15 protein-coding genes are annotated in these 20622 nt (G+C 68.0%); 5 read left to right on the top strand and 10 right to left on the bottom strand.

Features of this window, described 5'->3' with window-relative positions; all coding sequences use genetic code 11:
- The first annotated feature begins 97 nt into the window (after positions 1–97).
- The 5 genes from ACEN9F_RS03025 to ACEN9F_RS03005 are packed head-to-tail and all read left to right on the top strand — an operon-like array spanning position 98 to position 7366.
- The gene (locus ACEN9F_RS03025; RefSeq protein WP_413417690.1) at positions 98–2170 is read left to right on the top strand and encodes a glycosyltransferase; all 2073 of its coding nucleotides are present in this window, start codon (positions 98–100) and stop codon (positions 2168–2170) included.
- A gap of 8 nt (positions 2171–2178) precedes the next feature.
- Positions 2179–3624, top strand: a complete 1446-nt coding sequence (locus ACEN9F_RS03020) for a lipopolysaccharide biosynthesis protein (RefSeq protein ID WP_413417688.1) — start codon at positions 2179–2181, stop codon at positions 3622–3624.
- Between the two features lie 16 nt (positions 3625–3640).
- A complete protein-coding gene (locus tag ACEN9F_RS03015) occupies positions 3641–4705 on the top strand; it encodes a glycosyltransferase (protein WP_413417686.1) in 1065 nt (354 codons plus the stop codon).
- Entirely contained in the window at positions 4695–6155 is a 1461-nt protein-coding gene (locus tag ACEN9F_RS03010; protein ID WP_413417684.1) for an MBOAT family O-acyltransferase, read from the top strand. The genes ACEN9F_RS03015 and ACEN9F_RS03010 overlap by 11 nt, the downstream gene beginning before the upstream one ends.
- A 2-nt stretch (positions 6156–6157) precedes the next feature.
- Positions 6158–7366, top strand: coding sequence for a hypothetical protein (locus ACEN9F_RS03005; RefSeq protein ID WP_413417682.1), 1209 nt, complete (start codon positions 6158–6160; stop codon positions 7364–7366).
- Here the strand turns inward: ACEN9F_RS03005 and ACEN9F_RS03000 are convergent.
- The 10 genes from ACEN9F_RS03000 to wecB are packed head-to-tail and all read right to left on the bottom strand — an operon-like array spanning position 7273 to position 20616.
- Complete coding sequence (locus ACEN9F_RS03000; RefSeq protein WP_413417680.1) at positions 7273–8052, bottom strand: class I SAM-dependent methyltransferase; 780 nt, start codon at positions 8050–8052, stop codon at positions 7273–7275. The two genes, ACEN9F_RS03005 and ACEN9F_RS03000, sit on opposite strands and share 94 nt — an antisense overlap.
- Positions 8053–8061: 9 nt before the next feature.
- On the bottom strand, positions 8062–10494 hold the full coding sequence (locus ACEN9F_RS02995; protein WP_413417678.1) for a glycosyltransferase: 2433 nt from the start codon (positions 10492–10494) through the stop codon (positions 8062–8064).
- Entirely contained in the window at positions 10491–11711 is a 1221-nt protein-coding gene (locus tag ACEN9F_RS02990) for a TIGR04063 family PEP-CTERM/XrtA system glycosyltransferase (protein WP_413426948.1), read from the bottom strand. Before ACEN9F_RS02990 ends, ACEN9F_RS02995 begins: the two co-directional genes overlap by 4 nt.
- The gene (locus tag ACEN9F_RS02985) at positions 11711–13636 is read right to left on the bottom strand and encodes an XrtA/PEP-CTERM system amidotransferase (protein ID WP_413417676.1); all 1926 of its coding nucleotides are present in this window, start codon (positions 13634–13636) and stop codon (positions 11711–11713) included. Before ACEN9F_RS02985 ends, ACEN9F_RS02990 begins: the two co-directional genes overlap by 1 nt.
- Positions 13637–13638: 2 nt before the next feature.
- Entirely contained in the window at positions 13639–14805 is a 1167-nt protein-coding gene (locus ACEN9F_RS02980; RefSeq protein ID WP_413417674.1) for a TIGR03088 family PEP-CTERM/XrtA system glycosyltransferase, read from the bottom strand.
- The gene (gene xrtA / locus ACEN9F_RS02975) at positions 14789–16363 is read right to left on the bottom strand and encodes an exosortase A (RefSeq protein ID WP_413417672.1); all 1575 of its coding nucleotides are present in this window, start codon (positions 16361–16363) and stop codon (positions 14789–14791) included. The genes ACEN9F_RS02980 and xrtA overlap by 17 nt, the downstream gene beginning before the upstream one ends.
- Entirely contained in the window at positions 16360–17583 is a 1224-nt protein-coding gene (locus ACEN9F_RS02970) for a TIGR03087 family PEP-CTERM/XrtA system glycosyltransferase (protein WP_413417670.1), read from the bottom strand. The genes xrtA and ACEN9F_RS02970 overlap by 4 nt, the downstream gene beginning before the upstream one ends.
- 5 nt (positions 17584–17588) lie before the next feature.
- Positions 17589–18623, bottom strand: coding sequence for a FemAB family XrtA/PEP-CTERM system-associated protein (locus tag ACEN9F_RS02965; RefSeq protein ID WP_413417668.1), 1035 nt, complete (start codon positions 18621–18623; stop codon positions 17589–17591).
- A complete protein-coding gene (locus ACEN9F_RS02960; protein WP_413417666.1) occupies positions 18620–19474 on the bottom strand; it encodes an XrtA system polysaccharide deacetylase in 855 nt (284 codons plus the stop codon). Before ACEN9F_RS02960 ends, ACEN9F_RS02965 begins: the two co-directional genes overlap by 4 nt.
- Complete coding sequence (gene wecB, locus ACEN9F_RS02955) at positions 19471–20616, bottom strand: non-hydrolyzing UDP-N-acetylglucosamine 2-epimerase (RefSeq protein WP_413417664.1); 1146 nt, start codon at positions 20614–20616, stop codon at positions 19471–19473. The genes ACEN9F_RS02960 and wecB overlap by 4 nt, the downstream gene beginning before the upstream one ends.
- Between the last annotated feature and the right edge of the window lie 6 nt (positions 20617–20622).

Genomic DNA, 20622 nt, shown 5'->3' with positions numbered 1-20622 from the left:
TGATGCGGCTCAACGATGTGTTCGAGCCTGTCAGTACACTGGATTATTAGTTTTGCAATCATAGAATATGGGAGATGATCTCTTGTTGACGGTGCTCATGGCCACTCGCGATGGCGTATCGACTTTGCCGCAGGTGCTGGACGCCTATTGCCGGCTGGCCATGCCGGACGGCGGCTGGCGCCTGTTCATCGTCGATAACGGCAGCCGCGACAGCACCCCGGCGCTGCTGGCCGGCTACACGGAACGCTTGCCGCTGCGTTGCCTGCATGAGCCGCAGGCCGGCAAGAACCTGGCGTTGAACCGCGCGCTGGCGGCGGCGCTGGAGCTGCCCGGCGCCGACGACGACCTGTTCATCTTCACCGACGACGATGCGACGCCCGCGTTCGACTGGCTGCAGCAGTGGCAGGCCTGCGCGGCGGCGCGGCCCGAGTGCGGCGTGTTCGGCGGCGCCATCATGCCGGACTGGGCGGAGGTGCCGCCGGACTGGCTGCTGAAGCTGGCGCCGCTGGGCCTGACTTTCGGCCTGACCGCGCCGTCGCTGGCGGACGGTCCCGTGTTTCCCGGCCTGGTGTGGGGCGCCAACATGGCGGTGCGGCGGGCGGCGTTCGCGGCCGGCCACCGCTTCGACACGTCGGTCGGCCCCAACGGCGGCGCCTATGCGATGGGCAGCGAAACCGAGCTGACGCGCCGCCTGGCGTTGGCCGGATACCTGGTATGGTTTTGCGGCGCGGCGCGCGTCGCGCACCGCATCCGCGCGTCGCAGCTCAGGCCGGAGTATGTGCTGCAGAAAGCCTGGCGTTTCGGACGCGGCAAGTATCTGCAGGACAGCCGCGGCAGGTTCCCGGAATGGCTGGGCGTGCCGCGCTGGATGCTGAAGCGCTATCTGCTGGAGCTGGCCGGACTGGCGCGGGCGACGCTGAAGCGGGATGCCGAGGCGCTGTTCTCGCGGCGCTGGGAGCTGGCCTACCTGCGCGGCTACTTTCACCAGGCCTGGCGCGGCCCGCGCCGGCCGGGAAAATCGGTGCTGGTGACCAGCTATTCGGGCGAATTGGGCGGCATGGAACTGCGCATGGCGCAGGAAGTACGCTATCTTCACGCGGCGGGCTATGGCAGCGGCCTGGCCTTGCGGCGGTTCGATGGTCTCGACGCCTGGGCGCAGCGGCTGGCGGCGGAGCAGATTACGGTCGCCGAGTTCAGCGCACCGCCGTTCTTCGAGTGCGAATGGCGCTGGCGCCGCCTCCACCTGGCGCGGGCGCGCTGGCTGGCGCCGGGCCGCTTGCGGGCCTTTCGCGCCGACCTGGTGCATGTCGCCCTGTGCTGGACCAACTACGGCGCATCGATGCTGTGGCTGGCGCAGCATTGCCGCCTGCCTTCGGTGATCAGCGTGCACAATGCCTTCCCGCCGGCTGATTTCGCCGGCTGGCACGAACCCTTGCTGCACCAGGCGTTCAGCGCGGTGCGCGGGATTTACGCGGTGTCCGACTCGGCGCTGGCGCACTTCATGGCGATATACCGGCCCTATATATTAGCGTCGACGCGGCTGGCGGTGATCCCCAACAGCGTGAACGTGCAGCGCTTCCTGCCGTCGGCGGCGGCGCGCGCGGCGGCGCGGCAGCGACTGCAACTGCCCGATGAAGCGCTGGTGGTCGGCGCGGTGGGGCGCCTGTCGGAGCAAAAGCGGCCGGGCAAGCTGATCACCTTGTTCGCCATGTTGCGCGAACGATTCCCCAATCTGCACCTGGTGCTGGCCGGCAGCGGACCGCTGGAAGCGGCGGCGCGCGCGCAAGTGGAGCGCATGGGACTGGCGCACTGGGTGCGCTTCACCGGCTTCACCGACGCCGTCGAGACGGTGATGCCGGCGCTGGACCTGCACCTGCTGATGAGCCGCAACGAAGGCTTCGGCATCGCCACCATCGAGGCCATGGCCTGCGGCATTCCCGCGATCGCGACGGCGGTGCCTGGCAGCGTCGACATCCTGCGCGACAGCGAGGGCGGCATGCTGATACCGGTCGACGACCTGGCGGTGGCCACCTACCGCGTCGGCGCCCTGCTGGACGACCCGGCGCGGCGCGCCATCATGGGGCGCAAGGCCAGGGACGAAGTGGTGGAGCGCTACAGCGACAGCGTGGTCGCCACGCAGGTGCGGGCCTTCTACGACGGCCTGGTCTGAGGCTGCGCATGCCTCGATCCGGTCCGGCGCGCTTGTCCTTCCTGTTCTCGTTCGCCGAGAAATACACCCTGCTGCTGCTGAACACGATCGGCACGATGGTGCTGGCGCGCCTGCTGACGCCGGCCGATGTGGGCGTCTACTCGGTCGGCGCGGTGCTGGTCGGGCTGGCGCAGGTGCTGCGCGATTTTGGCGTCGGCACCTACGTGACAAAGGAAAGGACGCTGAACGCGGAGAAGCTGCGCGCGGCGTTCAGCGCCAGCATCGTCGTCGCCTGGCTGCTGGCGGCGCTGGTGCTGGCGGCCAGCGGGCCGGCGGCGCGCTTCTACCACGATCCGCGCCTGCGCACGGTGCTGCAGCTGTTGTCGATCAACTTCCTGCTGGTCCCGTTCAGCGCGGTGGTCTTGCCGTATCTGCGCCGCCAGTTGCGATACAAGGCGATTTTCGCCATCAACGCCAGCCAGTGCGCGGCGCAGGTGCTGTGCTCGATCGTGATGGCGGCGCTGGGCTTCGGCTACCTGAGCCTGGCCTGGGGCGCGGTGGCCGGCGCCGCCGCGACGCTGCTGGCGAGCATCTGCTGCCGGCCGCAAGGGCTGCCCTGGCTGCCGGGACTGCGGGGCATGCGCAAGATTTTACGTTTCGGCGCTATCTCGACGGCAGGCTCGGTCGTCGAGGAAGCCGGCGTCGCGGCGCCCGACCTCATCATCGGCAGGATGATCGGCCTGGCCGAGGTGGCGATCTTCAGCAAGGCGATGGGCGTGCTGAATGTGTTCGGCCAACTGGTGACGGCGGCGATATCGCCGGTGATCTTTCCCTTGTTTTCCGCCCAGGCGCACGCTGGTTCGGACTTGCGGCGGGCCTATCTCAGGACCGCCAGCTACATGACGGCGCTGGCCTGGCCGTTCTTCGGCTTTGTCGCGCTGGCGGCGCCGGCGTTGGTGCGCCTGCTGTATGGCGAGCAGTGGGATGCCGCCGTGCCCTTGATACGCATCATCTGCATCGGATTGGCCTTGTATAGCATGTTCAGCATGGCGCGCTACCTGCTGGTGGCGATGGGCGAGGTGGGCGCGCAAGCGCGGCTGGATGTGCTGGCGGTGCCGGTGCGCATTGTCGCGCTCATGCTGGCGGCGCCCCTGGGCTTGCAATGGGTGGCATGGGCGGTGGTGCTGGGCATGCTGTTCCGCAGCGGCCTGACGTATTTCTACCTGGCCCAATTTACCGGGTTGACGCTGGCGGACCTGCTGGGAGCGGTGCGCCGCAGCGCGCTGGTGACGGCGGCCTGCCTGGCCGGTCCCGTGGCACTGCTGGCCTGGCAGCCGCAGGGAGCGGCGCAATTGGCGGCCGCGTCGGTCGCGGGCTTGGCGCTGTGGCTGGCCGCGATCCTGTTGTTCCGGCATGAACTTGCGCCCGAGTGCACCTTGGCCGGCCGCAAGGCATGGTCGCTGCTGACCAAATAACCGCAAAGGATGGCTTATGCGAGTGGGAATCCTGTCATATCCGATGCTGTTCCAGCGCGAGGGCGGCCTGCAGATACAGGTGCGCTCGACCATCGCGGCCTTGCGGGCACTGGATATTCCAGCCTTGCAGGTGGAATTGGTCGACCCCAACCGGCAGCGCATCGACAGCTACGATGTGATCCATGTGTTTTCCGCGATTAACGGCAATTACAGGCTGGTCGAACTTGCGAACGAGCTGGGCGTGCCGGTGGTGCTGTCGGCCTTGCTGTCGCCGGGATGGAGCCGCATTGCGGGTTTTCGCGCCCGTCTCGCCGACCGCCTGGTCGGGCGCCTGACGGACTGGAACGTGCAGACCAGCTATGCGCAGACCAAGCGCGCGCTGCAATTGGCGCAGATCGTGGTGGCGCTCGGACAGGCGGAGCGGACGGCGCTGGTCGACGGCTTCCGGGTCGAGCCGTCCAAGATCCGCTTGCTGCCCAACGGCATCAGCCCGCGCTTTTTCAACGCGGATCCCGGGCTTTTCCTTCGCCAGACCGGACTGGACGAACCGTTTGTGTTGATGGTGGGTGCGATCTCGCCCTATAAAAACCAGCTGGGATTGGTGCAGGCGCTGGCGAACTCGGATTTGCCGATCGTGCTGATCGGACGCGCGCAACGCCAGCACCAGGCGTATCTGCAGCAACTGCTGGCATCGCCCAAGGTGCGCTGGATGGGGCAACTGGAGCATGAAGATCCCTTGCTGGCCAGCGCCTATGCCGCGGCATCGGTCCTGGCGCTGCCCAGCCAGGGCGAAGTGTTTCCGCTGTCGGTGCTGGAGGCGCTGGCTGCCGGCACGCCGGTCGTGATGACGGACGAAAGCGCACTGAGCTTGCCTGCCAGCGACTTCGCATTGAAACAGCTGCGCTGGAACGACACCAGCGCGCTCGGCGAGGCGATCCACGGCTTTGTCGCCAGTCCGCCGGAGCGCAACGCCGTGCGGGCGCTGGTGTCGGCGTTCACCTGGCAGCGCGTCGCCTTGCAGATCGCCGGCTGCTATCAGCATTTATATGAGCGCAGCCAGCGGGTGTCTCATGCTGTTTAATTCCTTCGTGTTTCTGCTGATGTACCTGCCGGTGGTGGTGGCCGGCTATCTGGTGCTGTCGCGCTGGTTGCCGCGATGGACGACGGCCTGGCTGGCGCTGGCGTCGCTGTTTTTCTACGGCTACTGGGATTTGCGCTATCTGCCGCTGCTGATGTCGTCCATCGCGTTCAATTTCTGGGCGGCGCGGCGCATGACGGCGAGCGTGGCGCATCGCAAGCGCTGGCTGGTGTTTGCGCTGACGGCCAATCTGGCGCTGCTCGGCTACTACAAGTACGCCAACTTTTTGCTGTGGCAGGATTGGGCCATCGTGCTGCCGGTCGGGATCTCTTTCTTCACCTTCACGCAGATCGCCTTCCTGGTTGATTGCTACCGGGCGCAGGCGGGCGAATACCGTTTCGTCCACTACACCTTGTTCGTCAGCTACTTCCCGCATCTGATCGCCGGGCCGGTGCTGCACCACAAGGAAATGATGCCGCAGTTCGACCGGCGGCCGCTGCCCAGCGCGTCCGACTTCGCCGTGGGATTGTCGATCTTTGTGGTCGGCCTGGGCAAGAAGGTGTTCCTGGCCGATCCGGTCTCGGTGCTGGTGGGGCCGGTATTTGCGGCCGGCGCCCATCCGCAACTGATCGAGGCCTGGATCGGCGCGCTGGCCTACACCTTCCAGCTGTACTTCGATTTTTCCGGCTATTCGGACATGGCGATCGGCTTGTCGCGCATGTTCGGGGTCAAGCTGCCGTTAAACTTCAATTCACCGTATCGCGCCGCGAACATCAGCGAATTCTGGCGGCGCTGGCACATGACCTTGTCCCGCTTCCTGCGCGACTACCTGTACGTGCCGCTGGGCGGCAACCGCGGCGGTGCGCTGCGGCGCTACCGCAACCTGATGCTGACCATGCTGCTGGGCGGCCTGTGGCATGGCGCCGGCTGGACCTTCGTGGTATGGGGCGGCCTGCATGGGGTCTTTCTGGTGGTGCATCACGGCTGGCAGGCGTTCACCGGGCAGTCGGCGCCACGGCTGTGGGGCAGGGCGCTGACCTTGCTGGCCGTGATCGCAGGCTGGGTGGTGTTCCGCGCGCCGGACATGGCGACCGCCGCCGACATCCTGCACGCGATGGTGGGCGGCAACGGCGTGTCGCTGCCGCGCGGGTTGGCGCCTTACGCATCGCACTTCCAGGTGCTGGGCTGGCAACCCGGCTTTTCCGGCATACGCTGGATAGACTTCGGCGGCATGGCGGTACCGGTGTTGCTGTTGGCGATGGCGCTGGCGTTCTTCGCGCCGAACACGCAAGAAATATTCTGTCGCTACGAACCCTGCATTGAAAAAGTCGTTCAACGCGGTCGCTGGACCTGGTCGCCCAGCAGCGTCTGGAGCGTGACGATGGCGCTGCTGTTCCTCTGCTGCCTGCTCAACATGAACAAGGTCAGCGAATTTCTTTACTTCCAATTTTAATCATGCGCAGCTATCTGACGATTTTTGGCGGCATCACCGCGATCACGCTGGGTGCGGCCGCCACGCTCAACTATGTGGTTGATCCTTACCTGATCCACCAGTGGGATACGCCGCAAGTGTGGCGCCTGCGGCCGGTCAGCGAGAAGCTCAGCTCCTGGGGCAAGACCTATGCGGTGGCCAGGTTCCAGCCCGGCGTGGTCTATGTGGGCAGTTCGCGCACCGAAGCGGGCTTGCCGGTCCGGACGCCCCTGTTTGTCGGCAAGGATGTCTTCAATGGCGGCTTGTCGGGCGCCACGGTGGGCGATGCCATGTCGATGGTGCGGCATGCGTCGGCGGTCGGCCGGCTCGATACCGTGGTGTGGGGCATCGATGCGTCGATGTTTTCGCTGGAGGGCGGAAATTCGAATTTCGACCCTGAACTGGTGGCCTCCGACCGCTACTACCTGTGGCGCCGAAGCCTGATCGATATCAAGCGCGCCTTGACCATCGATATGACGCTGGACTCGATCAGCCTGCTGCGCGGCACCTTCGGCCACAGTTGCCTGTCCAGCCTGGCGACTTATGGCCAGCGCGATGAAGGCTGCATCCGCTACAGCCTGGACCACCGGGGCGGCACAACGGCCGCCATCCGGCCGCGCCTGCGCGAGTACATACGCGGCGCCGGCCCCACCGTCGAGGCGATGCACGGATTTGGCCAGGCCATCGCGGGACTCTGCCGCGCCGGCACGCGCGTGCGCGTGTACATCAACCCCACGCACGCGATGACCAGCGACGGGCTGTACTGGTCCGGCAAGTGGCCGGCGATGGAGCGCTGGCAGGCGGGGCTGGCGGAGCTGGGCCGGCAGCAACGCCTGCAAGGTTGCGATGTCCGCCTGTATGATTTTTCGGGATTCAACAGCATTACCACCGAGGCCATCCCGCAGGTCAGCAGCAAGCCGGACATGCAGTACTACTGGGAGACGTCGCACTACCGCGTGAATGTCGGGAGAATGATACTGGCGCGCATGTTTGACCGGGACGAGGGCGTCCCCGGGGATTTCGGCGTCGAGCTGACGCCGTCAACCCTGGCACAACACCAGTCGGCGCAACGCGCGCAGCGCGACCGCTATCACCAGCTTCATGCGGCGGAAACCAGTATGGTGCTGGAGGTGGTGGCCGAACTGGGGTATATCAGTACCGAGCAGCCTTTCTCGCACGTCCGCGCCGATTGATCCAGCGCCGGGAATTCACGCTGCCAGCGCTGCAGGATGGCCAGCTCGTCGGGGCGCGCGGCATCGTCCAGGAACACGTGCCCGCCGGCCGCCAGGCGGGGGAACAGCAGCGGCCCGGCCGGATAGCGGGCTAGCGGGCGCGTGGCTTGCGGCGGCCCGTCGATGACCAGCAGATCGATGTCCTGGTCGGCGGGCAGGTCCGCAAGGTCATACCATGGCCAGGACTCACCGGTGAGCTCGTGCGGCTGCAGCGGCGCGTCCACCACGCGCGCCCAGTCTTCCAGCCCGAGCCGGCGCAGATGCTCGCGGGTCTGGCGGGCGAAATACGGATCGTGCTCCAGGCTGTAGACCTTGCCGGCGCCGTTGAGCTGCAGGCAGCGCGCCAGCACCAGCGTCGACGCGCCGCTGCTGCATTCGACCACGATGCGCGGCCGCGCCGAGCGCGCATGGCGCGCCAGCTCCAGCAGGAAATCCGGCGACGCCGCCCAGCCACGCGTGGTGGGCAGGCTCTGCTTCAAATCCAGTTCCACGTACAGGCCATGCAGCGCCTCCATCTGACGGAACAGGCTGGCGTTGTCCCGGCTGGTGCGGTCGCGCACGTCATGCAACAAAAGGTGCACCAGCCGCAGCTTGTGCAGGATGTACAGCAACACAGACAACACCAAGGCGGCGATGATATACGGCATGACTTCTCCTCAAGTACGAACGACCTTGCTGACCACGTAGCGATGCTTGCCGGACGCTTCCGGCGGAATCGCCGCCACTTCCTCGATCACGATCTCGACCGACGCGCCCAGGCGGGCGCGGAATTGTGTAACGATGCTCAGGTGCAGCGCCGGCGGCAGGCCGTCGACGCTCACCAGCAGTACCCGCGTGCAATCCAGGCTTTCCTGGATGATCTTGAATGCGCGCACCTGCGGCAGGTCGCGCAGGACGTAGATCAGCGCCAGGCCATGCATCATCGTGCCGTCGCGGGCGACGACGAAATCGGTGACGCGGCCTTCGATGCGCTGGAGCAGCGGCAGGCCGCGCCCGCAGGGGCAGGGCAGCGGATCGAGCGCGCCGATGTCGCCGGTGGCGTAGCGGATGAAGGGAAATTGGCGGCTGGCCAGGTGGGTAATGACGATGGCGCCGGGTTCGCCGGGCGCCACCGGCAGGCCCTGCTGGTCGAGGATTTCGACGATCACGTCCTCGGCCGTGATGTGCATGCCGCCTTCCGGACACTCGTGCGCCAGGAAGCCGGAATCGCGGCCACCGTAGCCGTTGGCCACCGGTGCGGCGAAGGCCTTGACGAGCAGGGCACGCTGCTCGTCGTAGAGCCGTTCGGCCGTGACGAACACCGCCCGCACGCCGAGCCGGTCGAGGGCGACACGCCGCGCCTGCGCGTGCTGCGCCAGCAGGCACAGCGCCGACGGATAGCCGAACAGCATGGCGGGGCGCTGCTTTTGCAGGCGGGCCAGGTAGTCGTCCAGCCGGGCCGGCGACAAGTCGAAAGCGGGCAGCAGTTCGCTGCGGATCAGCCGGTCGCGCCGAGCGCGCCAGTGATCCTGCGCGCCCAGCTCGATCGGCGAGCCCCACATGACCGCCTCGCGGTCGCCGATGTCGACGCCCCACCAGCGCGTGGCGCGCCATTTGGCCGCCACGTCATGGCTGACGCGCTCCTTGCCCAGGTAGAAGATCAGCGGCTCGCCGCTGGAGCCGCCGGTGGTGAAGCGCTGCATGCGCCCGGCGTCATCGGCAAGGAAGTCGTCGCGATAGTCGTTGATGTCGGCCTTGCGCATCACCGGCAGGCAGCGCAGGTCGCGCACGTCCTGCACGCGGTTGGCGTCGAAACCGATGCGCGCGCATAGCTGGCGGTAGTAGGCCACGTGCTCGGAAGCGTGCAGCAGCAACGCGCGCAGGCGGCGCAGCTGCAGCGCTTCGATGCGCTCGCGCGGCCACCATTGGGTTTGCTCCATCCGCCGGCGCAGCGCGGTGCTGCGGTGCCGCTTGATCCACTCGTGCACGGGAAACAGCAGCGTGGAAACCAGCGCCGTGTAGCCTCCCTGGGGCGGCCGCTTGAGCACACGCCGGTACTGCGCCATCAGCAGCGGCGCCACCTGAGTCCAGCCGTAGCGGCGGGCGCTGGCCAGGCCGGCGTCGGCAAGCCGGCGCGCGCTATCGGCATCCGTCAGCAAGGACAGCATGGCGTGCGCCATGGCGCCGGCGTCGCCCGGCGCCACCAGCAGGCCATCCACCTCATGACGGATCAGGTCGGGCACGCCGCCGACATTGGTGCTGACCACCGGCACGCCGCTGGCCCAGGCTTCCAGCACGGAAATCGGCATGTTGTCGGCCAGGCTGGGATTGAGGACCAGATCGGCTTGCCGGTACAGTTCGGCCATCACGGCGTTCTCGGTCTTGCCGGCGAAATGCACCGCCGAGTCCAGCGTCAACGCCTCGGCCTGTGCCTGCAGGCGGGCCAGTTCCGGGCCTTCGCCGCAAATGGTCAGCCGCGCGTGCGGCAGGACGCGGCGCACCAGCGCGAAGGCTTTCAGGGCGGTGGCGTTGTCGTACAGCGGCTCCAGGTGGCGCGCCACGAGGATGGCGGCGCGCCCCGCCGGCCGGCTTGCGGCTGGATAAAAACGCTCGACGCTGACGATGTTGGGGACGATTTGCACCGTCACGCCATGGGCATGGAACACGCGCGCCAGATAGCCGGAAGGCACGATCACCGCATGCGCGCGCCGCATGCTGAAGCAGACCAGGCGCGCGCTGCGGGCCAGGAAGGCGGGCGCTTCGCCGCCGCGATAATTCACCACCACGCCCTTGCCGCGCAGGCGGCCGATCCAGATCGCCGGCGCGGCGTACAGATGCCACGACCAGCCGGAGTTGGCCATCACGTGCAGCAACTGGGCGCGGCCGGCCGCGCGCCACAAGTGCCATACATAGGGCGGCAGGCGCAAGGCCGCGCGCAGCCCACGGATCCGCGCCGCCCATTGCGGGCGCCACGGCGGATTGACTTGCACCAGCTCGACCTCGGCGCCGGCGGCGCGCAACAAGCCGGCCAGTTGCACGGTCTGGTTGGCCATGCCGCCGGCCGGCGGCGGCAACGGGCCGACCAGGGCGATGTGCAACGTTGCCGTCATGACGCGGGCGCCAGCAGGCGCTGGTAGATGTCGCGATAACGGGCCACGCTGACACCCCAGTTGCGCTCACGCGCGACGTAAGCCTTGGCTTGCCTGCGCAGCAGGGGCCAGGTCTGGACCTGGCGTATCAGCTGCAGCACCTGGTCGGCCAGCGCGTCGGCGTTGCCGGCCTTGAACAGCATGCCGGTTTTGCCGTGCTCTATCATTTCACGGTGGCCGCCGACGTCGGAGGCGACGATCAGCCTGCCGTGCGCCATGCCTTCGAGCGGCTTGAGCGGCGTGACCAGTTCGGTCAGCCGCATCGGCAGGCGCGGATAGACCAGGATGTCGATCAGCCCATAGTAGGTGGCGATCTGCTGGTGCGGCACGCGGCCGGCGAACTTGACCTTGCGTTCCAGCCCCAGTTCCGCCACCAGCGCCCGCAACTGATCCTCCTGCTGACCGCCGCCGACCAGCAGCAGTTGCAGCGACGGCACCGTGGCCAGCATGCGCGGCAGGGCGCGGATCAGCAAGGCCAGGCCTTCGTACGCATAGAACGAGCCGATGAAGCCCAACACCAGGTGGCCGGTCAGCCCCAGGCTGTGGGCCAGCATGCCGTCCGGCGGCACGGCGGCGCCGAACTGGCTGCTGTCGACCGCGTTCGGTATCACAGTGACCTTGGCGCCCGGTATGCCGCGCGCGACGATGTCGGTGCGCAAGCCTTCGCAGATGGTGGTGATGGCATCGGCGCGGCGCAGCACGTAGTTCTCGATGGCGCGGCTCAGCTTGTAGCGCAGGCCGCCGGGGCGGCTGGTGCCGTGGTCGGCGGCGGCGTCTTCCCAGAAGGCGCGGATTTCGTACACCACCGGGATGCCCAGCGCCTGGCCGACGCGCAGCGCGGCGATCGCGTTCAGCGACGGCGAATGCGCGTGCAGGATGTGCGGTCGCGACGCCTGCGCGATCTGGTGCAAACGGCGCACCAGCCCGGCGATCACGCCGACCTGGCGCAGCACCGGCAACCGCCCCCACCAGCGGTTCAGCGGCTGGGTGCGGAAGAAGTGCCAGCCGTCGACTTCCTGCTCCGCGCCGTGCGCGTCTTCGCCGGTGTCCTGTTTTGCACTGGTCAGGTGGATCGTGTCCCAGCCCAGCTTGCGCTGCTGGCGCAGGATCGCCAGCGTGCGGAAGGTGTAGCCGCTGTGCAGCGGCAGCGAGTGGTCGAGTATGTGCAGGATGCGCATCATGCCGCCTGCCGTACCAGGTCCTGGCCCGGCGTCCGCTGCAGCTGGCGCAGGAAGGATTCAAACATCATCAGCGACCACAGCGGCGCGCTGTGGTCGCGCCGGCCGGACTGATGCTGGTTCATCAGTTCCTGCACGTAGTCCAGGTTGAACATCTCGCAGCCGGCCAGCACCGGGCTGGCCAGGCTGCGCTGCAGGCGCGACCGCAGCGGGCCGCGGAACCAGTCCGCCAGCGGCACGGAGAAGCCCATCTTGTCGCGGTACAGCAGGTCGGCCGGCAGGTAGGGTTCCAGGCCTTTCTTGAACAGATACTTGCCGATGCCGCGCTGCAGCTTGAGCGACGGCGGCAAGCCCGACATCCATTCCACCAGCTGGTGGTCCAGCAGCGGCACGCGCACTTCCAGCCCATGCGCCATGCTGGCGCGGTCGACCTTGGTGAGGATGTCGCCTGGCAGATACACCTTCATGTCCAGGTATTGCACCTGCGACAGCGCGTCATCGGCCGGGCAAGCCGCCGCGTGCCGGCGCAGCACGTCGGCCGCGTGGTAGCCGCCGAGGTCGCGCCGCAGCGCCGGACTGAACAGGCGCGCGCGCATGGCGTCGCTCATGATCGAGATGCCGTGGAAATAGGCCGCCACCGAATCGCGGGCCAGCGCCTCGAACGTGGTCTTGGCGCGCAGCGGGCGCGGCGCCCAGTCGGCCTTGGGATACAGCCGTCCCAGCGCGCCGAACACCGGCTTGCGCACGCCCAGCGGCAGCATGGCGCGCAGGCGCTCTTCGTGCAGATGCCAGCGGTAGCGGCGATAGCCGGCCAGGTTCTCGTCGCCGCCATCGCCGGACAGCGCCACCGTCACGCGCTGCCGCGCCAGCTCGCAGACGCGGTAGGTGGGCAGGGCGGAACTGTCGGCAAATGGTTCGTCGTACAGGCCGGCCAGCAGGTCGATCAGATCGGCGTCATGTTGCTCGACGCGCTGGGTGTGGTGCCTGGTCTGGTAGCGCTCCGCCACCCGCTGGGCGTACGGCGACTCGTCGTATTGCGCGTCGCTGAAGGCGATCGAGCAGGTGTTGACCGGCGCCGCCGATTCCTTCGCCATCAGCGCGACCACGGCGCTGGAGTCGACGCCGCCGGACAGGAAGGCGCCCAGCGGTACTTCGGCCACCAGCCGGATGCGCACCGCCTCGCGCAGGCGGGCGATCAGTTCGTCGGCGGCTTGCACCTCGCTGATCGGCTTGTGCGGCGTAAACGGCACATCCCAGTAGCGCTTGGGCTGTTCCGGCGCGGCGCCCTTGCGGGCCAGCAGCGTGTGGCCGGGCTCCAGCTTGCGGATCTGGCGAAACACGGTGCGCGGCTCGGGAATGTAGCCGTAGGCGAAATAGTCTTCCACCGCCAGCGGATCGAGTTCGCGCCGCAGTTCGCCGTGCGCCAGCAGCGCCTTGATTTCCGACGCGAAGATCAGTTGACCGTTGTTCAGCAGGGCGTAATGCAGCGGCTTGATGCCGAGCCGGTCGCGCGCCAGGAACAGGCAGTGCTGCCTGCGGTCCCACAGCGCAAAGGCGAACATGCCGCGGAAATGCTCGACGCAGCGCTCGCCCCATTGCTCCCACGCGTGGACGATCACCTCGGTATCGCAATGGGTGCGGAAGACGTGGCCGAACTGCCGCAGTTCGCGCATCAGCGCCGGAAAATTGTAGATCTCGCCGTTATACACCACGACCACGCTGTGATCTTCGTTGAACAGCGGCTGCTGGCCGCCGCCGATGTCGATGATGGACAGGCGCCGATGGCCCAGCCCCACGCCCGGCTCGCGGTGCGTGCCGTCGCCGTCGGGCCCGCGATGGGCCTGGAGCTCGGTCATGCGCTGCAACAGCCCGGCGTCGATGTCGGCCGGGTGGTAGAGATCAAATATGCCTGCGATCGCACACATGGCTATCCTTTCGTCGAGGGCGGTTGGGCCAGCCGGTCGTACACGGCCAGATAGGCGTCGGCCATGGCCGTCAGGCTGAATTCGGCCATCACGCGGCGGCGCGCGCGGCCGCCGTGATGCTCGGCCAGGCCGGGAATGCGGTAATAGTCGCCGATGGCCTCGGCCAGCAGCGCCGGGTCGCGCGCCGGCACCAGCGAGCCGGTCCAGCCGCTCTGCACCAGGTCCGGATTGCCGCCGACCGCCGTCGCCACCACCGGCAGGCCGCTGGCCATCGCTTCCAGTATCGTGTTGGAGGCGCCCTCGGCCAGCGATGGCAGCACGAACACGTCCATGGCGCGCATCAGCTGCGGGATGTCGTCGCGCGCGCCGGGCAGCCACGCCAGCTGGGCCACGCCGGCGTCGCGCAGCAGGTCGAGGCAGGGCTGGCGGCAGGGGCCGTCGCCGACGATCATCAGGCGCAGCTGGTCCGGCGCCAGCTCGTCCTGGGTCAACAGCAGCAGGAAGGCCTGCACCAGCGACAAATGATCCTTGACCTCGGCCATACGGCCGACGCAGCCGATGACAAACGTGCCTTCGGACAGGAAGCCCGGCGGGCCGACCGCGGCGACGGGCCCCAGCCGGGGGTGGAATTGCAGGCTGTCGACGCCGTTGCAGATGTGCGTGACGCGCTGCGGACGCGCGCCGATGGTGCCGACCAGCCAGGCTTCCAGGTCTTTGCTGACGGCGATGAAGTGGCCGATCAAGGGCAGCAGCAGCCGGCGCAGCAGCCGGTAGCGGCGTTTGCGGCCGTGCAGGTCGTTGATGTCGCGTCCATGTTCGCCGTGCACGCGCAGCCGGACCCCGGCCGCCGCAGCCAGCAGCTGGCCCTCGATGCCGGCCAGGTTGCGGGTATGGATCAGCAGCGGCCGCAAGCGCTTGAGGGTGTGGAACAGCCGCAGGTAATGGCCCCAGTCCTTGCCTTCACGCTTGTTGAGGCTGATGATTTCCACGCCGGGCCGCTTGATGCGCCGGTAGAAATCGCTGTAATCCTTGAGGCAGACGATGGCGTGCCGGTAGCGTTCCGGCGGCAGGTTGTTGATCAGGTTGACCAGGCCGTTCTCCAGTCCGCCGACATCGAGCCGGTGGATCAGATGGACGATCAGCGGTATGGCGTCAGCGGGCTGCGGCATGGAGCAATCCCTGGTCGATGGTGGGGAGCATGGCGGCCAGCAAGTCCCGCATCGCGGCCTCTGCCGGTGCAGCCTGCTCGTCATAGGCCGAGGCGACGACGATTTCCGCGCCGCTGTCGTCGCCGCCGGTCAGCTTGGCCCTGGCCAGCATGAGCTTGATGAAGTGCGGGCTGGCGGTGTCGCGCCCGGACAGCCGGTACCAGCGCCACACCAGCAGCTTGGCGCCGGCCGATTGCTCGGTGGACTGGCGCAGCGTGATGCGCCGATCGCCCAATTGGATATCGCGTTGCGCGACGCCGCTCTCGCTCCACTGGATCTGGCCGGGCGCCAGCCGGCGTACCGGCGCCAGCAGTTCCGCGTCCTTGGCCTGATGCCGGTACCACGTCAGCTGCAGCGATACCTTGCGGCGGCCGTCGTGGTAGTTGGCCGCGATGCGCTGGGGCTGGCCCATGTGCAGCGAATGCCAGTCGGTGGCCAGCATCGGGCTGGCGCGCCAGGGCGGGGGCGGCGACGCCAGCGCCAGTTGCGGCGCCGGCAGCGTGTCGGGAGGGGCGGGGCGCAGCATGATCATGGCCAGCAGCGGCCAGATGGCGGCGACCGCGACCACGGCCACCGTCATGCGGATAAAGGCGGCCGGCGCCGCATCCCGTCGCGGCGTGCTGCCGCCGCGCTTGGCAGCGGCCGGCCCGTCGTATTCGCGCCAGCGGCCGCCCCACCAGAACAGCAGCGTGGTCACCAGCCCAAAGAAGATCCAGCCGTAGATCAGGTGGTCGATGCCGATGGCCAGCGTCATGCCGCTCCAGTGGCCGATCAAGACGATCAGGCAGGCGCGCAAGCCGTTGGCGATGACCGGCAACACCAGCGTGACGGCGATGAAGACCAGCCGCCGGGCCAGGCTGCGGTAGGTCAGGTAGGCGTACAGCGTGCCCAGCGCCACCGAGGCGATCAGGTAGCGCAGGCCGCTGCAGGCGTCAACCACCGACCAGTCGCCGCTCGGCAGGGTAATGTAGTTGTTTTCATGGAACACAGGTATCCCGGTCAGCTGCAGCATCGCGACCGTGAAGCCGGCGGTGAAATCGATCAGCGGCGGCACGAAGACTTCGCCGAACGGCACGGCCAGCAGCAGATACGCCAGCGGGAAGGCGATGGCGGCGGTAAAGGCGCGTCCCATCACGGCGGCGACGGTGGCCGTGCACATGAGGACCAGGCTATATTGCTGCAGCACCTGGACATTGGCCACCGTGGACAGCAGCCACAGCACGCCGAGCGCGGCCAGCGCCAGCAGGGCCGATGGCCATGGCCGGCCGGGCACGCCGGACAGGCGCTCGCGCTGGCGCCAGACCAGCCAGATGGCGATCGGTGGGATCATGAAGCCGTGGGCGAAGGTGGCCGAGCGCAGCCAGACGCCGACGATGCCGGCCGCCGTGGCGAAATGCACGGTTAGCAGCAGGCACAGCGCGGCGAGCGTGCAGCCGTAAGGCCAGGCGGCCGACGGCGCGACCGGCTGCGGCGCAGCCGGCCGCGGCGGCAACAACAGGGCGACCGGTTCGGCGCTCATCGCGCCGGCTCCGCGTCGGCGGTTTGCGCGGCGCGGCTTTCCGTGCCCAGCGCCCGGCCCAGCCGCTGCAGGTTGCGCCCCCAATCGTAGTCGCGCAGGATGCGGTTGCGCGCCGCCTGGCCGATGTCCTCGAACGAGGTCAGATGATGGCCGATGTGGTGGATGAATTGCTCCGCGCCGTCGGCACAGACGACCTCGTCGCCCGGCGTGGCGGAGATGCCTTCCAGCGCCTGCGGCGTGGCGATCACGATTTTCTCCATCGCCATCGCCTCCAGCACCTTGTTCTGTATGCCGCGCGCGACCTGCAGCGGCGCCACCGCCAGCGTCGCATGCCGCAGGTAGGGGCGGATATCCGGCACCGTGCCGGTCACATGCACGCCAGGCACGCGACGCAGGTCCAGCACCGCATCCACCGGGCGCGAGCCGACGATGTGGAATTGCAGGTCAGCGAACTGTTGCCGCAGCGCCGGCATGACGTGCTCCGCGAACCAGCCGACGGCCTCGATGTTCGGCAGGTAATCCATGGCGCCGGTGAACACCAGCACCGGCGCCTGGCCGTAGGGATTGGGGTAGTGCGCCAGCGGCGAGAAATATCCGCTGTCGACGCCGTTGGTGTAGTAGTCGACCTTGTGGCTCGACTGCGGGGCGCGGCGCTTGAACAGCGCCGCTTCCGCCGGCGAGACCAGCAAGACCCGGTCGAAATCGGCGGCGACGCGGCGTTCGTGCTCCAGCAGCAAGCGGCCCTCGCGTCGATACAGCCAGGACATCGGCCAACGCGCGCCGCCGGCGTAGTCCTGCCATTTTTCCGAATCGACATCGACCAGGTCCATCACGCGCAGCAACTGGCGGCGCGTCAGGTACTGCGACATCGGGCCCGAGTAAGCCAGGCAGTGCGCGATGTTGTGCCGGTCCAGTGTCATGTCGACCCAGCGCTGCAGCGCAGCGTGCCGGAAGTACGGCAGGCTGAGCGCCTCGCCGCGCAGCAGCGCGGTCAAGCTGCCCAGCCGCGCCCAGTGCGCCGGCATGCGGATGAAGCAGCTGCTGGCGCACTCGGCGGCCAGGTGCTCGGCAAAGGGCTGGTCGTCGTCGCGGTCGATGAAGGTGCCGAGGTGGACGCGGAAATGCCGCCGCAGGTATTGCAGCGCGTGGTAGGCGCGGATCTTCTCGCCCTTGTTGGGCGGATACGGCAGGCGATGGGTCAGAAACAGCAAGTCCTGCATGGCCGCTATCCCAGTTGGCGCACGATATGCGGCCCGATCGCGTTGGCCACCGGCAGCGGCAGCAGGCGCCAGGCCTTGATGAACAGCTGGAAACGCGGATTGAGCGGCTGTACATCCTTGAGCTGCTTGCCGCGATGCAGCTGATAGTCGTAGTGCAGCGGTTGCGGCTCGAAGCCCCAGTTCTTCTTGAACGCGAACGAGCCGGTGCCGTATTTGCTGCGGCCGAAATCGAACAGCGTGCAACCCTGCGCGCAGGCCCGGCGCATGACTTCCCAGTACATGAAGTCGTTGCCGGCCAGCGTGCGCGCCTGCACGCCGCCACCGCCGTAGTACGGCAGGATCTCGTCGCGGAAGCGGAAACTCAGCACCGCGCACACCGGCCGACCGGCTTGCTGCACGCACAGCACTTCGCAGTCGTCGCCGAAGACTCGCTGCAGCAGCGCGAAATAGCGGCGGCTGAAGACCGGCGTGCCCAGGCGGTGGACGCTGTCGGCGTAGCAGTCGAAGAAGCGGCTGGTGTCGGCGTCCTGCGTGCTGGACAGGCCACCGGCGATGCCCTTGCGCACCATGGCGCGCTGCTTGCGCGGAATCGCCAGCATATTGCGCTCGGGGTCGGCGTGCAGCGGCTTGCGAAAGGTGACATACAGGTTCTTGTGCAGCCAGTCGGCCTGCGTCGGCCGCATGTGGCGGTATTCCAGATGGTCGACCTGCAGCCGGGCCGCCAGTTGCTGGGCGGCCTGGTCCACCGCCGCCGCCGCGTCGGCATGCATGGCGGCGATGCCGCCGTAGACGCAAAACGGCAGCGAGGACAGGGTGTTGCCGAACAAACGGCTCCGGACCTGCGCCAGCGGCAGGATGGCGTCGATGCGGCCGTCGGTCTCGGCGTACATGAACCAGGTCGGGTGGCCGAAGCCTTCCTCGATGACCTGGCGCCAGCCGGCGCGGTGGAAGAAGGTCGCGTCCGGGCAGCGCTCCACGAACTCGTCCCAGCGCGCGCGGTCTTGCGATCCCATCGTCCCGACGGTGTAGTGCGGCATCATGCGCTTCCCAGAAAGATATCGTCGATACGGCCCCAGCGGAAATCGCCCAGCAGCCGGTTGATGCGCGCCTCCATCCGGTGCAGGTTGAGGTAGTGGCGCAGCCGCGTTTTCATCCCGATGCCGCGCTGCCTGGGCTGGCCGGGGTCCAGCTCCCAAGGATGAAAATAGAATATGCCAGCTTGCCCGTCCCGCGAGTTGATGCGCCGCAAAGCCCAGCGCGAGGCGGCATAGGGCAGCAGGCGGAAGTAGCCGCCGCCGCCGGCCGGCAGGTTGCGGCCCAGCAGGCGCACGGTGCTGACCGGCAGCTCCAGCAGGCCGTGCTCGCCGTTGGGGCGCCACGCGAAGCGCGGCGCATCCGGCATGCCGTAGTGGTCGTGCCGGATCGGGTAGATGCTGGAGCTGTAGCGGTAACCGGCTTGCTGCAGGCTGTCGAGCGCCCACAGGTTGCCGGCGGCGATAGAGAAGCTGGGCGCGCGGTAGCCGCGCACGGCCTGGCCGCCGAGTTGTTCCAGCAGGTTCTTGCTGAGCGTGATGTCGCGGCTGAATTCGTCGGGCGTCTGCTCGCTGGCGCGCAGGTGGCCGTAGCCATGGCTGGCCAGCTCGTGGCCGCCGTCGACGATGCGCCTTACCAGCGCCGGATAGCGCTCGGCGATCCAGCCCAGCGTGAAGAAGGTGGCGCGCGCGTCATGCCGGGCCAGCAGGCCGAGGATCAGGTCGACATTGCGTTCCACCCGGCATGGCAGCGAGTCCCAGTCGCTGCGCCGGATGTGGGCGGCAAAGGCGGAGACCTGGAAATAGTCTTCGACGTCGATGGTCAGCGCGTTGGGCCGGCCGCCGGCGGCGCCGCTCATGGCCGCGGCTCCCGGCGGCCCTGCAGCCAGGCGGCGGTGACGGCGGCGATGCGCTCGGCGGCCTGGCCGTCCCAGTATTGCGGTATCCGTCCGGCCTTGCCGCCGAAGCGCAGGATGTCGCGGCACAGCGCCAGGATGACGGCGGGATCGCGGCCGGCGATGGCGTTGCTGCCCTCGGTCACGGTGACGGGCCGCTCGGTGTTTTCACGCAAGGTCAGGCAGGGAATCCCGAGCGCCGTGGTTTCCTCCTGCACGCCGCCGGAATCGGTCAGCACGACGCGGGCGTTCTGCATCAGGCCCAGCATGTCGAGGTAGGCCAGCGGCGGCATGCAGGCCACGCGCGGGGTGTCCAGCAGGCCGCCCAGCTCGAAGCGCTTGAGCATGGCGCGGGTGCGCGGATGCAGCGGGAACAGCACCGGCAGGTCCTCGCTGATCCTGGTCACGGTCTCGATCAGCGCGCGCAGGCGGCGCGGGTCGTCGACGTTGGAGGGGCGGTGTAGCGTCAGCAGCGCGTAGGATGCGCCGTTGCCGAGGAAGCCGGCCAGGTTGGCCTGGCGCAGGACCGCCTCGACCGGCGTCGCCCGCGGCAGCTGCAGCATCAGCGTATCGATCATGACGTTGCCGACAAAATGGATGCGGCTGGCCGGCACGCCTTCGCGCAGCAGATTGTCCATGCCGCTGGATTCGCTGGTGAACAATAGTTCCGAGACCTGGTCGGTCAGCACCCGGTTGATTTCCTCCGGCATGGCCCGGTCGTAGCTGCGCAGTCCCGCCTCGACATGCAGCACGGGAATATTCTTCTTGGCCGCCGTCAGCGCGCAAGCCAGCGTGGAGTTGACGTCGCCCACCACCAGCACGGCGGCCGGCGCGGTCTGGTCGAGCACCGGCTCGAAGCGCCGCATCACTTCGGCGGTCTGCACCGCGTGGCTGGCGGAACCGACATCGAGGCGAAAGTCCGGCGCCGCCAGGTCCAGCGCACTGAAGAACTGGCCATCCATGTCGGCGTCGTAGTGCTGGCCGGTGTGGACCAGGATGGGCTCGATCCGGGTCTTGGGCTGCTTGAGCGCGCGCAGCACGGGCGCCATCTTCATCAGGTTGGGTCGTGCGGCGACGACGCAGACGATGCGGTAGGACGGGGACATGGCGGA

Source organism: Duganella sp. CT11-25 (assembly GCF_047302815.1).
In the GTDB taxonomy this organism is placed as follows: domain Bacteria; phylum Pseudomonadota; class Gammaproteobacteria; order Burkholderiales; family Burkholderiaceae_D; genus Rugamonas.
The sequence above is the reverse complement of the archived record's forward strand: the minus strand, read 5'-3'. Positions and strand labels throughout refer to the sequence as shown.

Bases quoted from the DNA above. Each gene is read 5' to 3' on its own strand.
- ACEN9F_RS03025 (WP_413417690.1), top strand. From the start codon at position 98: ATGGCCACTCGCGATGGCGTATCGACTTTGCCGCAGGTGCTGGACGCC.
- ACEN9F_RS03020 (WP_413417688.1), top strand. From the start codon at position 2,179: ATGCCTCGATCCGGTCCGGCGCGCTTGTCCTTCCTGTTCTCGTTCGCC.
- ACEN9F_RS03015 (WP_413417686.1), top strand. From the start codon at position 3,641: ATGCGAGTGGGAATCCTGTCATATCCGATGCTGTTCCAGCGCGAGGGC.
- ACEN9F_RS03010 (WP_413417684.1), top strand. From the start codon at position 4,695: ATGCTGTTTAATTCCTTCGTGTTTCTGCTGATGTACCTGCCGGTGGTG.
- ACEN9F_RS03005 (WP_413417682.1), top strand. From the start codon at position 6,158: ATGCGCAGCTATCTGACGATTTTTGGCGGCATCACCGCGATCACGCTG.
- ACEN9F_RS03000 (WP_413417680.1), bottom strand. From the start codon at position 8,052: ATGCCGTATATCATCGCCGCCTTGGTGTTGTCTGTGTTGCTGTACATC.
- ACEN9F_RS02995 (WP_413417678.1), bottom strand. From the start codon at position 10,494: ATGACGGCAACGTTGCACATCGCCCTGGTCGGCCCGTTGCCGCCGCCG.
- ACEN9F_RS02990 (WP_413426948.1), bottom strand. From the start codon at position 11,711: ATGCGCATCCTGCACATACTCGACCACTCGCTGCCGCTGCACAGCGGC.
- ACEN9F_RS02985 (WP_413417676.1), bottom strand. From the start codon at position 13,636: ATGTGTGCGATCGCAGGCATATTTGATCTCTACCACCCGGCCGACATC.
- ACEN9F_RS02980 (WP_413417674.1), bottom strand. From the start codon at position 14,805: ATGCCGCAGCCCGCTGACGCCATACCGCTGATCGTCCATCTGATCCAC.
- xrtA (WP_413417672.1), bottom strand. From the start codon at position 16,363: ATGAGCGCCGAACCGGTCGCCCTGTTGTTGCCGCCGCGGCCGGCTGCG.
- ACEN9F_RS02970 (WP_413417670.1), bottom strand. From the start codon at position 17,583: ATGCAGGACTTGCTGTTTCTGACCCATCGCCTGCCGTATCCGCCCAAC.
- ACEN9F_RS02965 (WP_413417668.1), bottom strand. From the start codon at position 18,623: ATGATGCCGCACTACACCGTCGGGACGATGGGATCGCAAGACCGCGCG.
- ACEN9F_RS02960 (WP_413417666.1), bottom strand. From the start codon at position 19,474: ATGAGCGGCGCCGCCGGCGGCCGGCCCAACGCGCTGACCATCGACGTC.
- wecB (WP_413417664.1), bottom strand. From the start codon at position 20,616: ATGTCCCCGTCCTACCGCATCGTCTGCGTCGTCGCCGCACGACCCAAC.